The organism is Ulvibacterium marinum (assembly GCF_003626755.1).
Taxonomy (GTDB): Bacteria; Bacteroidota; Bacteroidia; order Flavobacteriales; family Flavobacteriaceae; genus Ulvibacterium; species Ulvibacterium marinum.
Map to the genome: position 1 here is coordinate 431,567 of NZ_RBCJ01000004.1, position 15,823 is coordinate 447,389.

Here is a 15,823-nt window from a genome sequence, read left to right on the forward strand (position 1 = left end):
TTTTTAAAAGCCTATGTTTAGTCCTAGTAGGAGTTGTTTGCTTTTAGGATAGGCAGAGAAATCAACTCCTCTATTAATATTGTTACCGCCAAAGACATTTACTTCTGGATCAACACCTGAATAATTGGTAAAGGTGAGAAGGTTGGTACCTGTTACATATAATCTGGCGGAACTCAAAAAACCGTTAAAAATTTCTGGAGAAAAATTATATGAAAGACTTATATTCTTTAGTCTTACATACGAGCCGTCTTCGATTAAACTAGTATCGGGATTACCGCCCCTTCCCGCAGGAAATCTTACATCATTATGAGGATTTTGCGGTGTCCATCTTCTTTCGTAGTATTCTTGCGTATGGTTAGCGGAATTTCCTTGGATACCACCAGAAATAAAAATACGATCAACATTCATGATATCATTACCAATGGAACCTTGAAAAAAGGCACTCAACGTTAAATTTTTATAGGTAAAGCTATTGTTCCAACCGAAGATAAAATCCGGATTTGGATTTCCAATAATAGTGTTATCATTTGCACTAATCACACCGTCACCATTAAGATCTGCTAGCTGAAGTTCTCCTTCTTGATCGTCTCCCAGTGGATATAATCCGATAGCTTCCTGACCCCAAAAAAGTCCGAACTCCTCGCCCTCTCTTAAGACATTTGACGGGAAAGCGACAATATTAGCAGATATATTTGGACCAAATATATCGCTGCCTCCCTCTCCTAAACTCTTCACCAATGATTTATTAGCACTCCAATTTATGTTGGTGTTCCAATTAAAATTGGTGCTATTTACAATATCAGCACCTAAAGTAATTTCTACCCCACTATTTTCTATAGAGCCAGCATTTACAACTAAGGAAGATAGCCCCGAGGAAGTTGGAATTGGAAAATTCTGAAGTAAGTTATCAGTAGTTTTAACATAGTAGTCTATACTTCCAAACACTCTCTCGTTAAATAACCCGAAATCAAGTCCCGCATTAATCTGCGTTGTTTCCTCCCACTTTAAATTTTGATTACCTAATTGTACCGGAGATAGACCAGCGGCTAAGGCGTCGTTAAAATTCGCATTTTGTACTCCCAGCAAAGTAAGTGATTGAAGGGGCGCGATAGATTGTGAACCGGTTATACCGTAACTAGCTCTAAATTTAAGGTTTGAAATAGTTTTACTGTCTTTTAGGAACGATTCTTCAGAAACGGTCCAACCAACCCCTGCTGACGGGAAGTACCCCCACTTTTCATTTTCGGCAAAAACACTTGAGCCATCTGCTCTCATTGTAAGGGAAACAAAATATTTCTTGTTAAAATCATAATTAGCCCTGAAATAATAGGAGAGCAATGATCTTTCAATTCTACTACTCTGCGGAATGCTTGGGGTAAGCCCTAATCCTATATTATTTGAACCTAAAGCGTCTGCAGGAAAGTTAATCACTGTATTGTTTACTCCGCGTGTAGTATTGGCCTGAGATGAATATCCACCAACTAAATTAAGGTTATGTGCAGCACCAAATGTCTTATCATAGGCCAAATAAGACTCTAGGAGTTGGTCGTCAAACTCGAAGGTGTTATACACTGCCCTTCCATTGTCTCTGGCGCCAATAGAAGTGGTTTTCTTATAATATACCTCTCTTCTGCTATTTTTTGAATTAACACCGGCCCTTACATTTAAGGTTAAACCATCAAGTATGGTATACTTTGCAAAAACATTTGCAAAAACATTTTTATCTGCAGTCTGATCTTTAGTATCGCGAATATCGACCACGGGATCGATAAAATAAAACTCGGTAGGATCGTTTAAAATAAAGTCGGTGTCTTCTGGAGTTCGACTAGGATCGTTGGTTAAAGCTTTCCAAACGCCACCGCCATTAATGATTGCCCCAGTTCCTTGATTGTTTCTATTATTCAAAGATTGTGATAGATTTATCGTTGTTGAAACTGACAGTCGATCAGATAACTTCGTGTCCAATTTCAAACTGACAACACCTCTTTCGAACTCAGTAAATTTTACTACTCCTTCATTTACCTGATAGTTACCCGAAATTGAATACCGCGTTTTTTCTGATCCACCATTAATATCCAATTGATACCTTTGGACAAAGCCCGTACGTAAAATGTTATCCAGCCAATCGGTGGTTGGAAGACTTTCAGGATTGTTAAAACGTGGATTCGGCTGGTCAGCAGTCTCCAAACGCCATGCAGCAAATGTGGGGCCGTCCATCATCTCTGGGAACTCAAACGAGGTGGCACCAGCTGTTTCAACCGTTAAGTTTATTTTGGCTTTTTGACCATATGTTCCTTTTTTTGTGGTAATAACAATTACCCCATTAGCACCTCTTGATCCATAAATCGCAGTTGAGGCAGCATCTTTCAGTACATCAATTGATGCTATGTCATTAGGGTTTAAAAAATTTAAAGGGTTTGATGGTACGACTCTCACGGCACCAATACCAGCAGTACTGGCTTCTCCGCCGGAAGGCAATGGATATCCATCCAAGACAATCAAGGGTTCGTTATTCCCACTTATGGAGTTTGATCCACGTATTCTAATGGTAGAACCACCTCCGGGTTCACTCGATGTATTAACTACACTTACCCCGGCAGCTCTTCCTTGAAGAGCCACATCAAATGTTGGTACTGGGGTAACTGCAATGTCATTCCCCTTTACTGAGGCTACAGATCCAGTTAAATCGGAACGTCTTTGCGTACCGTATCCAGTAACTACTACCTCATCAAGGGCTTGGGCATCTTCAATCAGTACCACACTAATAACAGATTGCCCGGCAACTGGAACTTCCTTTGAACTATAACCTACATAAGAGAAAACCAATGTTTGTGATCCGCTCCTTAATGTAATTTCATAATTTCCGTCAAAATCGGCAACCACGCCATTGTTAGTTCCCCTTTGTACGATATTTACCCCGGGTAGAGGCTCTCCATCTTCTGCGGTTACCGTACCGGTAACAACATTGTCTTGCGCATAAGTTCCAAAAGTGAACAATACGCAGAAGAAAAATAATGTCTTTTTCAGGACATTTCCATAATTTCTGTGTTTCATAATTGATTTTGTTAGGTAGTTTATTACGTCTGATTTTAACAAAAAGTTTTGCTTTTCTTGGCTCAATATTAAAAGGACTATATTGAAAAGGCATCCTGTACTGTACTGTTCAAATGGGAGATTGATAATTTTTTTGTTAAAAAAATAGGGATTCTGCATCAAGGGATTTGATGGATATTTTTAATCCAAAAAGATATTTAGAAATGGTTTTTCGCCACGGGAACAAGGTGACTTAAACTTACCCCAATACCCCAATAAATGATATATTGCAGCTTATGGAAGGGATTAAGAGTATGAACTATTTTGAGTAATCGAAAATCTTATTTCTATTTAGGATTCCCTTTGGGTCCAGAGCGTATTTTATGGTTCCCATCAAACATAATTCTTCCGAAGATCTACACAAGTTCAGATACGGTTTTTTGTCAATTCCGATACCATGTTCGGCGGATACAGATCCTGCAAGATTCTCTATTGGACCGTATATAATCGTGTTGACCCTATGACTTAATTCCCGGCTTGATTTGTTTTTACCCACAAGAAAATGGATATTGCCATCGGCTACATGGCCATGGGCAAAATAATTTTCAACTTCAGGCATTTGTTCCAGCTCTTTAAAGACATGGTCTACATAGTTGCCTATCTCCCCCAAGGGAAGGCTAACATCATAATTTTGCACGTTGTTGCATTGGGATACCAAAACATCCACATCTTCTCTTATTTTCCAGAAAAGCTCCAAATGTTGCCCAGATTGTGCAATGGTCGCATCCAAGACCATACCTTCTGTCAAGGCTTCTTCCAGTAATTCCTCCAACCTGTTATGATCTTTTTCATAATCGCTCCCCAAAGTTTCCAAAAGCACATAGTATTTGTAGCCATCGGGTAGAGGTTTGGGAATGTCCGTATTCGGTGAGGTCATCGCTATAAAATTTTGTTCCCAGAGCAACTCATAGCCACTGAGCGTACCGGCAAGACCGGCATCCATAAATTTTAGGAATGCCACGACCCTATCAAAATCGTTTAAGGCCACAAAGGCACTGTTTCTGCTTTTTGGTTTTTGCTGTAATCTTAAAACGGCCTTGGTGATAACACCTAAGGTTCCCTCCGAACCGATGAATAATTGTTTTAGGTCATACCCTGAATTATCCTTGATGATTTTCTTCATGGATGAAATGACGGTACCATCTGCCAAGACAGCCTCAAGGCCAAGAATCAAGTTTCTTGTCATTCCGTATCTAAAAACACGGAGCCCGCCAGCGTTTGTGGCTATCACACCTCCAATTTGCGCAGAGCCCTTCGCACCGAAAGTCATGGGAAAGAGTAAATCCTCTTCTTCTACCGCTTGATGTATACTTTCCAAAATGACCCCGGCCTGAACGGTAATGGTGCGACTAGATGCATCCAATTCTTCAATGGCATTCATTTTTTCCATGCAAATGACCACTTCCTCCGGATTGGTTTCGGTGCTTCCTACCAAATTGGTCAGTCCTCCATGCACAACAACAGGTTGGTGGTGCTTATTGCAAATGGCCAAAATATCGGATACCTCTTGGGTCGTTTTTGGAAAAAAGACAGCTTTCGCCAACAATGGCTTGTCCATTTCCCAAATATGGCAATATCTTTCCTTGACCTTTTCCCCGACCAGTACTTGGTCCGTTTTAAGAATTTGTTCGATTTCTTTAATAAGTTTTTCCTTCATAATTGTAAGGTTGACCCTTTTAATCATTGTGATCCTGCATTGACCGTATTTTCGCCCAAGCCTTCCGGACCCATTGCAAGGTATCCGCCATCAACGGCCAAATTGGTACCAGTTATAAAAGATGCATCATCACTCAACAGGAAGAGTACTGGTCTGGCGACCTCAATTGCATGACCCATCCGCCTCAACATATGGAAACGGCCCCAAATCGAATCCCATTTTTCGCGACCTCCACCATCGAGATTAGCGGCCTTATCCGTTTCTTGGGTCCATATCCATCCCGGATCGATACTGTTCACCCTTATATGGTCCGGTGCCAGGTCCAAAGCCTGACATTTGGTCAATTGGTGTACCGCCCCTTTTGAGGCATTATAGGTCCATCGGTCTTTTTGTGCAATATGCGCGGAAATACTTGAAATATTGACAACGGCACCACCGCCTGCCTTCTTCATATAGGGCCATGCCTCCTGAACCATTCGGGCATATCCCAAGGGACCTACGGTAAAACTTCGCATCCAATCCCCCGTTTGGGCATGGATTCCTGCAGCGGTAAAAGAAAAAGCATTGTTGACTAGAAAATCAATTCTTCCATAGCGGTCCATCGTCTTGGCTATACAAGTCTTACAAAAATCCCCATCTCCCATATCGCCTCTTAAAAAAACCGTATCATAACCTTTCTCAACATCGCTTTCCTGAATAGCGTTTCCGGTATCGCATAAATCGCTAAATAAAACCTTACCCCCTTCTTTACAGAATTCTTCGGTAATCGCACGGCCCAGTCCCGAGGCACCGCCCGTAATGATAGCCACCTTTCCCTTAAACCGATTCGGGACTGACTTATGATCGATGTTGTGAAATGTGTTGTTCATATTGATAATGAATTATAAGTTATAAAAATGAATCGCATTCATTTTGAAAATATCGTTACGTTGCTGTTCGCTCAGCCCTCCCGTAAGGGACACGGCAGTCTCGAACCATCTGGACCAAGAGGATGCGCGCAGTGCATGGGGCCAATCACTACCCCATATCAATCTTCCAGGGCCAAAAGTTTCAATAATGACCTCCGAATATGGTTTTAGATCCTCAATTTGCCAACGGTCCAAATCAGCATTGCAAACAAGATTGGAAAATTTACAGTAATGTGGACCTGAATCCGCAAAGGCTTTTAAATATGTCTTCCAGGGTTGTAATTCCCTTGCGGCAATTTTGGGATTTCCAACATGATCCAGGATAAATCGTGTATCGGGACATTGCTCCACAAGTTTTAAAACAGCTGGAAAATGTTTGGGGGCTATGGTCAGTTCAAAATGCAGATTATTTTGGCCCAAAAGTCGGATGCCTTCTACAAAATCCGGCCGCAGGCAAAATTTGATGTCCTCTTCGAGTTGAATAAGTTGTCGAACGCCTTTTATTTTAGGATTCCTTGTAAATACTTCCAGTATTTCGCTAACTGCGCTCCCTTTGTGTATTGGTGCCCAAGGTACGATGCCCGCAAGTCTTGAATCCTTGTCGGCAATGGCCGATACCCACTTTACCTCTTCCAGAAATTGTGATGGCCTGCATTCCGCTTGAACGAAAACCATTTTTTCGACTGGTTGCCCCGCACTGGCATCATCATAATCCGTCATAGAAAAACTGCGGTTTATTTTTGGAAAACGATTCAGCCATGGATAGTCCAACTGCACTAAATCCCAGAGATGGATATGGGCGTCAACGATAGAAAAGTTCTTCATATATTTAAACTATCTTTTACTTGTTCATCATGTAAGTGGAGTACCCCAACAGGGAAAATGCAAGGCATAATACCAAAACTCCGACCAACATGGTGCTTTGAGGCCTTGAACCTGAATTCCTCCATTCCCCGCCTAATGCCCCCGCCAAGTTTCCCGCCAATATCGATGCCAATATCATCATAGGAAAACCGGCGTAAGCACCATAAGGCCCCATGGCATTTGCCCCAATACCATAGACGATGATACCTCCAGGCCATGCCAAGCCCATAAAAAGTGCGCCCAGCCACTCTCGCGAGAAACGGCCTTTTCCCAAGTTTTTCAATGTTCCTTTTTTTAACATCATATAGAAACCATAAATGGTATTAATGGAGAAATTTGCGGTAAAGACCAAGCTCCAAACAGCAAAACTTGTCGCATAATCGGGCACTTCCATATGTGATGCCTGAGTGGTTATAGGGCTGCCAAAAATAAAAGCAAAGTTGACAGCGGCCGAAAGAATACCAGAAATAAGGCAAAAAAGAATCCCAGCCTTAAAAGACTTTTTGAACCTATGTGTTGTTGCCTTATTATCTTCAATTTGTAAAGCTTGTTCCCTTTTTTGGCCGGCACGCGATATAATGATTACACCAAAAATCATAATTGCAATGGCAAGTATTAAGATGTAACCGCCCAGGGTGAAGAGTTTGGCAGGTTCAAAAACTGTCAAAGGCACAATAGAACCGAAAACATTGATAAGCCCCATTAGTATGGAGACACCAAGGGCCATACCCAATGCCGCTATTGCCCTGCCCCAATAAATACCGCCGATTCCCCACGCTATACCGCTTACGATAACCCCAATAAAAACGGGATTCGGAATCGGAGCATACAATTGGGCCAAATCACCTACATAATAAGATGCCAAGGGCCAGGGCAACAATAACAGCGCAAGAAGTGAGCCCACGCCCCAAATATTTTCAAATTCCCAAGATTTTACTTTCGTCACAGGAATGGAAAAGAGTCCCTCCAATACGCCTCCAAAAGCCACTAAAACTACTCCGATAAAAAATGACATATTCTTTTAAGCTTATATTGAAAGTTTCAAGATCCATTTTCAAGGGACAACTTGTTGAATTCTGGTATATCTTTATCGGCAAGTTACTGACTTTGTGATGTCTACTATCCTGTACTTTCCTGCTACTGAATCCTATTTATAAAATGGGAAAGAATCTTACTATTACTAAATTGAAAATAAAGGGTCTTTGATTTTATGAATTTTACCATTAGCGGTACTAAGATCAAATCCGCGATTGGAACCGATAGCTTCCCGACCCAACTTCATATATTTTATATGCCCCTTTTTGCTTTACAAATTGTATCAATTCGGAATTAATGGTCCCGCCACCTTCCAATACGGTATTATCTTCTAAAGATGGTACATAAACCTTGGCCCGTGTATTTACCGGAATTTCGACGTCCAAGGTAAAGGTTGATTCCTTGACGGACCAAGTAGAAACGATTTTGCCGTTGATGGAGCCATATTCCCCATGAACATTCGATAACGAACGATCGCCCAATTCGGGTCTTATGATGATATGCTTGAAACCTGCATCTTCAGTATTGATCCCCGCCATATCGCTGAACAGAAATTGCGAAAAGGCACCAAAGGCATAGTGGTTGAAAGAGTTCATTTTAGCGTTCATTTCGCCGTTAAAACCATTTTCGGGGGTATAGCTGTTCCAGCGTTCCCAAATCGTTGTTGCACCATGCTTAACTTGAAACCCCCAACTGGGATAGTCTTTTTTCAATACTATTTGATAGGCCAGATCCGAACGGCCTATAGCGGACAATGCCGGTAATAGTTGCCTAATTCCCAAAATACCCGATGAAGGTAGATTATTGTTCTCCTCCAGAAGTTTTACCAAATGTTTCCCGGCTTTTTCTTTTAGGTCATCTGGAAGAATATCAAAATAAATAGCAGTGGCATAAGCAGATTGTGTATGGCCTGTAAAGCCTTTTTCACCCTCAAAATAACCCGCTCCATCGCCATAGGCAGTTTCATCGATTATGAATTTCCCATTCCCGTCCAGATAATGGTCGATAAATGCGGCAACAGAAGTGTTATAAGTAGTTAGATAATAATCGGCCTTCTCTTTTTTTCCGATAGTTGCACTCATTTCGGCCATACTCTTTAGGGCATATTGATAGTACATGGATGCCATAATATCATGTGCGAGATTTTTATCGGTCATGGACAACCAATCGCCAAAACCACCCTTTGGGTTTACCTCTGTCCAGGAGTTTTCGGGATAGAACTTGTGCTCCTTACTCTTTTCGATATGATAATCCATAAACTGGGTCATGGAATCATAGTGATCTTTAACGATTTTTGTGTCCTTATAGAATTTATAAGTGTTGTACGGTACCATTATGCCGGCCTCCATCCAGCCTGGGGAGTACCACACCAATTCTGGATAAGGTCTCGGCGCAAATGTGGAATACGGGCCAAAATCGTATTGCGCATCGCGTACATCGGCAAACCATTTGGCATTGAATGCTCCAAGGGTGGCATTGTAAAGGGCGGATTTGGAAAATATCTGGACATCACCGAGCCATCCCAAACGTTCATCCCGTTGAGGGCTATCAGTAGGTACCTCCATAAAATTGGAGCGCTGTGTCCAAATCACATTCTCAAACATGCGGTTCAGGGTCTCATCCGAAGAAGTAAAGGAACTGACCATGGGAATAGAAGACCCGAAAGCAATTCCGGTGATCGTGTTTTTGTCCGGTTTGTTTTTAAGTCCCGTGACCTCAACATATTGAAAACCGTGATACGTAAATTTAGGTTCCCATTCTTCCATTCCCTCGCCCTTGAGAATGTAGGTATCAGTTGCCCTTGCAAATCGCAAGTTCTCCGTCATCAAGGAGCCATCTGGATGGAGTCTTTCCCCATAACGCAAAACGATCGTGTCATTTTTGTCCCCACGAACCTTAAGTCTGGCATGTCCTGCAAAATTCTGTCCCAGATTAAAAACGTAAATGCCTTTTTTGGGCTGATTAATTTCCACAGGCTCCAATTCATCATAGGGTTGAATACTGTTTCCTGGATAAGCCTGTAGCATGCCTTCGGTGCCTTCATGCAAATATACATTGGCCCAATTCTGGTCATCATAATCAGAAGTATTCCATCCCGTTAGCTCCAGGTTGGCATTGTAACCGGCTCCCATAAGCAAATCGGCATAGACCAATGGGCCTTTGCTGGCCTTCCAACTTTCATCTGAGACAATGGTCTCTTTTTTTCCATCTTCATATTCTATTTCCAACTGGCAGAGTAAGGCCGGATGCAACCCGTACAATTCCCGATTTCTGGGATTAGATAATTCCTTCGGGCCTACATAACCGGCATACCAACCATCACCCAAAATACCGCCAAGTGCATTTTTGCCTTGGTCGAGGTGGTCGCTTACATCATAGGTTTTATAGTAGATGCGTTTATTGTAGTCGGACCATCCTGGGGCCAACAAGTCATCTCCGATTCTTTTTCCGTTCAAAGACATTTCAAAAACGCCCAGGGAGGTCACATATAAGCTAGCTCTTTTGATTTTTCCCTGTACTGAAAATGGTTTTCTCAAATAAGGTGCCGCAGGCAGGTGCAATGGATCTTTGGGGTCATTGTCCTCTGTTTTAAAACCTATCCATTTGGCTTTCCAATCTTGTTCGTTCAGCAGTCCCATCGTCCAGAAACCTGTTTCGCTCCAGTCCGATTCCACATCGTTTTCGTCCCAAATCTTGATTTTAAAATAGCAGCTTTGTCCGGATTTCAACAGAGTACCGGCATATCGAATCTGTGAGTTTTGATCGGAAATTAATTTCCCGGAATCCCACAATAGACCGCTTTCTTTTTCCAGAGCTTCCTCCGAAGTGGCCACCTTTATTCTATAGGCAGACTGTTTCTTGTTTTTTCCTTTCGAAGACATGACCCAACTTATTCTTGGGGTAGGATTATCAATACCCAATGGGTTATCCAAATATTCCACGGTAACAGTATCGATTATTATGCCCTTGGTAAGGTCTGTATCTGTACAAGAAATTAATAGTAGAAAGATAAAACTCGGTAAGAGGGTTTTTAAAGAGGTGGTCTGAATTTGCATAACAAAGGTTTAAAATAGGACTGCAACAAAAAAAGGGTTTCGGACAAGAAAATGCATCCTGTACTACCCTGCCAGACTGGTATGTCCTGAAAATATCTAAAACAACCAGTACAGTGCAGGATGAACACATCCATTGTTTTGACTTTTTTTACATTGAATAGATTAAAACAAAGCCTGAAATCAAAAAAATAGAACGAAGCCCAATGAATAAAAAAGCACTACTGTTATTTTTATTTTGTTGTGCCTTTTGTTTACCAATCTTACAGGCGCAGCAAAAAGATAGGCCCAACATTATTTTGATCGTTGCGGACGATTTGGGATATAGTGACCTCGGTTGTTACGGTGGCGAAATCAAAACCCCCAATTTGGACAAGATGGCAAACAAGGGGCTACGGCTCCCCAATATGTACAACGCGGGTATGTGCGTAATTTCACGTAGTTCACTTTTAACGGGAAGATGGTGGCCCAAAACGGGGTATGGTATTGAAAAAGACCCGAATATTGCCCAAAAGCTAAAGGCTTTAGGTTATCGAACCGGTCTTGTCGGCAAATGGCACCTCAACGGGGAGCCCAATGATAAGGGGTTTGACTACTTTTTTGGATTTTTAGGGGGCTATTCAAGCTATTTTGAAGGAAGCAAGGACTATCGGTTGAACAAGGAGCCCTTTAGCGGTTTCGGTAAAGATTTTTATAGTACAGACGCATTTTCTGATCATGCTATCGAATTTGTTAAAAACAAGGGCAATACCAATGACCAACCCTTTTTCCTCTACCTGAGTTATCAAGCTCCACATAATCCGCTACAGGCCTCCAAAGAGGAAATCATGACCTACAGAGGGACCTATTTAAAAGGGTGGCAGGCCATTAGGGACGCCCGTATCAAAAACCAGATTAAATTCGGAATTATCGACGCTGCTACGCCTTTGCCCGAATTTCCAAAAAACCTACCGGATTGGGACACATTGACTCCGGAACAAAAGGACTTGGAAGACCTGCGCATGTCTGTCTATGCTGCAATGGTGGAGCGTATGGATAAAGGCATCGGGAAACTTATGCAAGCCTTGGAAATAAACGACCAAGCCGAAAACACCTTGATCTTGTTCATGAGCGACAATGGTACCGATTCCTTTTCGGTCATGGACGATGTGATGCTGGAAAGGGGGCTTTTACCTGGGGATGTTGGTTCCAACTACCAACCCGGCACCGGCTGGGCCTATGCCAGTGTGGCCCCTAACAGGCTTTATAAAATCAGCCAACATAATGGTGGTGTAAAAACCGGGGCTATCGCGTATTGGCCAAAAAGCATCAAAAAACCGGGAGGTCTCCACAAGGAACAACTCCATATGGTGGACGTAATGCCCACAATTTTGGATTTAGCAGGTATTGTACAAAAAGAATCTCGGTCTTCGGAAAGATTGGCCGGAAAATCATTTGTTCCTTTATTAAAGGGAAAGGTGTTCAAAAGAAAGTCGCCTTTGTATTTTCAGTTTATGGACAATCGTGCCATCCGAACAAAAAAATGGAGTTTGGCAGAAGTTGATGGAGCCGGTTGGGAGCTGTACAATATCAAAAAAGATCCGCTTGAAACAAACGATCTTTCCAAAATCCTTCCAAAAACGGTGGATAAGCTTAACACGGATTGGCTCCATTGGTGGATTACGGAAAGTGGTGAAACAACGTATACACCAAAAAGTACATCAACAAGTATACATTATACAACTCAAGGAGATAGAGGGACAGGCGATAAGTATACACCTTCGGCAATGCCCGGAAACCTTAAAGCAAAATATCAAAAGAAACCCTAAGACTTTCCTGAAGTCGGCAGAATCAAAACAACACTGTTTCTATGAAAAAATCGAACATCGTAAAAGCCTTACCTTCAATAATTATCGCCTGGAGTATTTTGATACAATGCGATTCATCCGAAAAAAAGCAACAACCCGACTTTGCGAAAATTAAAACGGATTTTGTAACCCCTTCAGACGATAATACCTTATGGTGCTATTGGTATTGGATCGGAGATGACATCTCAAAAGAAGGTATCACCAAGGATTTGGAGGCCATGAAGGAAGCAGGTATCGGTGGGGCGCTGATCGGCAACATAAATCCTGAGGAAAAAGATGGAAAAGTCCCCATGCTAAGTGAAGCATGGTGGGACCATATGGTACATGCGGTAAATGAGGGCAAACGCATCGGTGTGGACATCGGCGCTTTTAATTGCCCGGGGTGGAGCCAGTCTGGCGGGCCATGGGTAAAACCCAATATGGCCATGCGGTATATGACCTACTCCGAAGCTAAGGTAAAAGGAGGCCAAAAGGTGATAGTAAAACTGACCAAGCCTACTCAGGAGTTTCAAGACACCTATGTTTTGGCCTTTCCATCGATTGCGTCCGAAGAAAAAACACTCTCCTTACGTAATGCAAGAATCGATATTACACCGGGTATTAAAAATGCCAACCAATTAATTGATAGGGATACCGCAACGGTGGCCGGTTTTTCAAAATCGGTCGAAAACTATCAAATCGACTTTATTTCGGACGAGCCCCTTAAAGCAAGAAGTTTACGAATCGTCCCTGCAAAAGATGAAATTAAGGTAGCGTGCGAGGTTTTTGCAAAAACGGATGGAACCTACAAATCGATAAAATCATTTACTATAGACCGAAGCAAGTTAAGTCCCAATGTAGGACCTGATAAATATGCGCCCATATTGGTTGCATTACCAGAAACTGAATCCAAAAATTTTAGATTAAAGTTTAAAGCTCTGGGTGGGGTATTTCAGTCCAACACCTTTCCAAATGCTAAATTGGATGTGTGGAACTTATCTGAAATAGTGCTGTCAGAAGCAGTTGGTTTGGAGGACTATTCCGAGAAGGCCCTGGGTAAAATGCACCCAACACCATTTCCTGCATGGGATAGTTATCTCTGGGAGCAACAGGTAGCGATTAAAGACAATTCCCTTACGGTAAATAAAGCCGATGTTGTGGATATCAGTGATAAAATGGATTCCGATGGAAGGCTTTCATGGAACGCGCCTGCTGGGGAATGGACAATTCAACGCTTTGGTATGACCCCCACCGGAACTAAAAACGCTCCTTCTGCACCACAAGGAAAAGGGTACGAAATCGATAAGATGAGCGAAGAACTTATCCGCTTTCATTTTGAACAGTTTATTGGAAAATTCATTGATAGGATTCCAGAGGAAAATAGGAGTGCTTTCAAATATGTAATAGCTGATAGTTACGAAATGGGCTCTCAAAACTGGACCGATACTTTTCAACAAGAGTTTAAAGAAACCTATGGGTACGATCCAAAACCATTTTTGCCTACCTATACCGGTAGGGTGGTTCAGAGCGTTGAGGCATCAGACCGTTTCTTATGGGATGTTAGAAGATTGGTGGCCGATAAAGTTGCCTATGAATATGTAGGGGGCCTCCGTGAAGTAAGCAATGAGCATAATTTGCAACTTTGGTTGGAAAATTATGGCCATTGGGGTTTCCCATCGGAATTCTTGATGTACGGCGGGCAGTCCAACCTGGTTTCGGGTGAATTTTGGAACGAAGGATCTCTTGGAGACATTGAATGTAAATCGGCCTCATCTGCGGCCCATATTTATGGGAAATCCAGGGTATCTGCAGAAGCTTTTACAGCTGCCAAAAGAAGTTATGTAAGACATCCTGCATTGTTGAAGAAACGCGGAGATTGGTCATTTACAGAGGGTATCAACCATTTTGTACTCCATTTATATATACACCAACCTGACGATAACAGAGTTCCTGGGGTCAATGCCTGGTTCAGCACGGAATTCAATCGCCATAATACGTGGTTCAAGAAATCCAAGACTTATTTTGACTACCTAAGACGGTCCCAGCATTTATTGCAACAGGGAACGTATGCTGCTGACATCTGCTACTTTATTGGTGAAAACGCACCTATAATGACGGGTGCCCGTAATCCGGAGATTCCTGATGGCTATTCCTACGACTACATCAATGCCGAGGTAATATTGGAACGCTTATCGGTAAAAGATGGCAAGTTTGTATTGCCTGATGGTATGTCGTATAGCCTAATGGTGCTCCCACCATTTGAGACCATACGGCCCGAACTATTGGAAAAGATCGAATCCTTGGTGGCCCAAGGAGGAAAAATATATGGTAAGGCTCCGCAAAAATCTCCTAGCCTTGAAGGTTATCCTAAAGGTGATGCCCGTGTAAAGGAAATGGCAGATAAAATGTGGGGGCAGAATACGGATGAGATAAAAAATTATGGTAAAGGCTTTATTGTTGAAGGGTTAGGCCTTCAAGAGGCCTTGGACAAACTAGGAATTGCAAAGGATGTTGATTTAGGTAAAGATGCCCCCGTGCTATGGACACATCGTAAATTGCCCGGTATGGATATTTATTTTCTGACCAATCAAAGCGAAGATAAAATTAACATTTCCCCTTCTTTTAGGGTAAAAGGATCAAAACCGCAATTATGGAATGCAGCTACAGGAGAAATCAGGATGCTAAACGAATTCACTGAAGACAATGAGCGTACCACAGTTCCCATCAACATGGAGCCACTTCAAAGTTGGTTCTTGGTTTTTACCAATTTTGAACCTAAAGGGATAGACATAGGTTATGGAGCGAACTTTCCTAATCACAAACTCATATCCACTCTTGAAAATCCTTGGAAGGTCGATTTCCAGAATAAAGACATCGGTCCTGCCGAAATCTTGGAGTTTGATACTCTAATAGACTGGTCGTCCCAGGAGAATGATAGCATCAAATACTACTCCGGCACTGCAACATACACCTCAACCTTCAACTATGAAAAAGATTCTGAAACCAAGGATGTATTCATAGATCTTGGCAATGTAGGTGTTATTGCCTCGGTTAAAGTCAATGGCAAAGATATAGGTACAACATGGATCGCTCCCTATAGACTAAAAGCCACAAATACCATTCAAGAAGGGGAGAACACCATTGAAGTTGAGGTGGTCAACGTTTGGCGTAATCGAATCACGGGCGACAAAACTATTTCAGAAGCAGCGCGAACTACTTGGCTGAATGTTGATGATATCTCTCCCGATGAAGAGCTTATTCCTTCGGGTTTGCTCGGGCCAGTAACTATTCAAATCATTGAATGAAAATTAAATAAAGGTCATTTAAGAAAAATGATACTTCTGAATAACATCTTGAACAGTATTGTGCAGGATAGATAAATCTATT

General features: G+C 42.1%; 8 protein-coding genes. 2 read left to right on the forward strand and 6 right to left on the reverse strand.

The genetic code is table 11. The annotated features are described in order from the left end of the window. Positions 1-3: 3 nt before the first annotated feature. The 6 genes from D7Z94_RS20945 to D7Z94_RS20970 all read right to left on the reverse strand — a co-directional run bounded on the left by D7Z94_RS20945 (position 4) and on the right by D7Z94_RS20970 (position 10,613). Positions 4-3,213, reverse strand: coding sequence for a SusC/RagA family TonB-linked outer membrane protein (locus D7Z94_RS20945; protein ID WP_120713574.1), 3,210 nt, complete (start codon positions 3,211-3,213; stop codon positions 4-6). Between the two features lie 139 nt (positions 3,214-3,352). Then, entirely contained in the window at positions 3,353-4,750 is a 1,398-nt protein-coding gene (locus D7Z94_RS20950) for an FAD-binding oxidoreductase (RefSeq protein WP_120713706.1), read from the reverse strand. A 23-nt stretch (positions 4,751-4,773) separates the two neighbouring features. Next, entirely contained in the window at positions 4,774-5,619 is an 846-nt protein-coding gene (locus D7Z94_RS20955) for an SDR family oxidoreductase (protein ID WP_120713575.1), read from the reverse strand. A 12-nt stretch (positions 5,620-5,631) separates the two neighbouring features. Then, entirely contained in the window at positions 5,632-6,483 is an 852-nt protein-coding gene (locus tag D7Z94_RS20960) for an amidohydrolase family protein (RefSeq protein WP_120713576.1), read from the reverse strand. A 16-nt stretch (positions 6,484-6,499) separates the two neighbouring features. After that, positions 6,500-7,537, reverse strand: coding sequence for an L-rhamnose/proton symporter RhaT (locus tag D7Z94_RS20965; RefSeq protein ID WP_120713577.1), 1,038 nt, complete (start codon positions 7,535-7,537; stop codon positions 6,500-6,502). 223 nt (positions 7,538-7,760) lie between these two features. Beyond that, entirely contained in the window at positions 7,761-10,613 is a 2,853-nt protein-coding gene (locus tag D7Z94_RS20970; protein ID WP_120713578.1) for an alpha-L-rhamnosidase, read from the reverse strand. A gap of 203 nt (positions 10,614-10,816) precedes the next feature. Here D7Z94_RS20970 and D7Z94_RS20975 point away from each other — a divergent pair, with 203 nt between their 5' ends. Then, positions 10,817-12,418 carry an arylsulfatase gene (locus tag D7Z94_RS20975; protein WP_120713579.1) on the forward strand — a complete coding sequence of 534 codons (1,602 nt, stop codon included), beginning with the start codon at positions 10,817-10,819 and terminating at the stop codon, positions 12,416-12,418. Between the two features lie 41 nt (positions 12,419-12,459). Continuing rightward, a complete protein-coding gene (locus D7Z94_RS20980; RefSeq protein WP_120713580.1) occupies positions 12,460-15,741 on the forward strand; it encodes a glycosyl hydrolase in 3,282 nt (1,093 codons plus the stop codon). The last annotated feature ends 82 nt before the right edge of the window (positions 15,742-15,823 follow it).

Excerpts from the sequence above, each read along its gene's own strand:
- D7Z94_RS20950 (WP_120713706.1), bottom strand. The coding sequence starts at position 4,750 with ATGAAGGAAAAACTTATTAAAGAAATCGAACAAATTCTTAAAACGGAC.
- D7Z94_RS20945 (WP_120713574.1), bottom strand. The coding sequence starts at position 3,213 with ATGCAGAATCCCTATTTTTTTAACAAAAAAATTATCAATCTCCCATTT.
- D7Z94_RS20970 (WP_120713578.1), bottom strand. The coding sequence starts at position 10,613 with ATGCAAATTCAGACCACCTCTTTAAAAACCCTCTTACCGAGTTTTATC.
- D7Z94_RS20980 (WP_120713580.1), top strand. The coding sequence starts at position 12,460 with ATGAAAAAATCGAACATCGTAAAAGCCTTACCTTCAATAATTATCGCC.
- D7Z94_RS20960 (WP_120713576.1), bottom strand. The coding sequence starts at position 6,483 with ATGAAGAACTTTTCTATCGTTGACGCCCATATCCATCTCTGGGATTTA.
- D7Z94_RS20965 (WP_120713577.1), bottom strand. The coding sequence starts at position 7,537 with ATGTCATTTTTTATCGGAGTAGTTTTAGTGGCTTTTGGAGGCGTATTG.
- D7Z94_RS20975 (WP_120713579.1), top strand. The coding sequence starts at position 10,817 with ATGAATAAAAAAGCACTACTGTTATTTTTATTTTGTTGTGCCTTTTGT.
- D7Z94_RS20955 (WP_120713575.1), bottom strand. The coding sequence starts at position 5,619 with ATGAACAACACATTTCACAACATCGATCATAAGTCAGTCCCGAATCGG.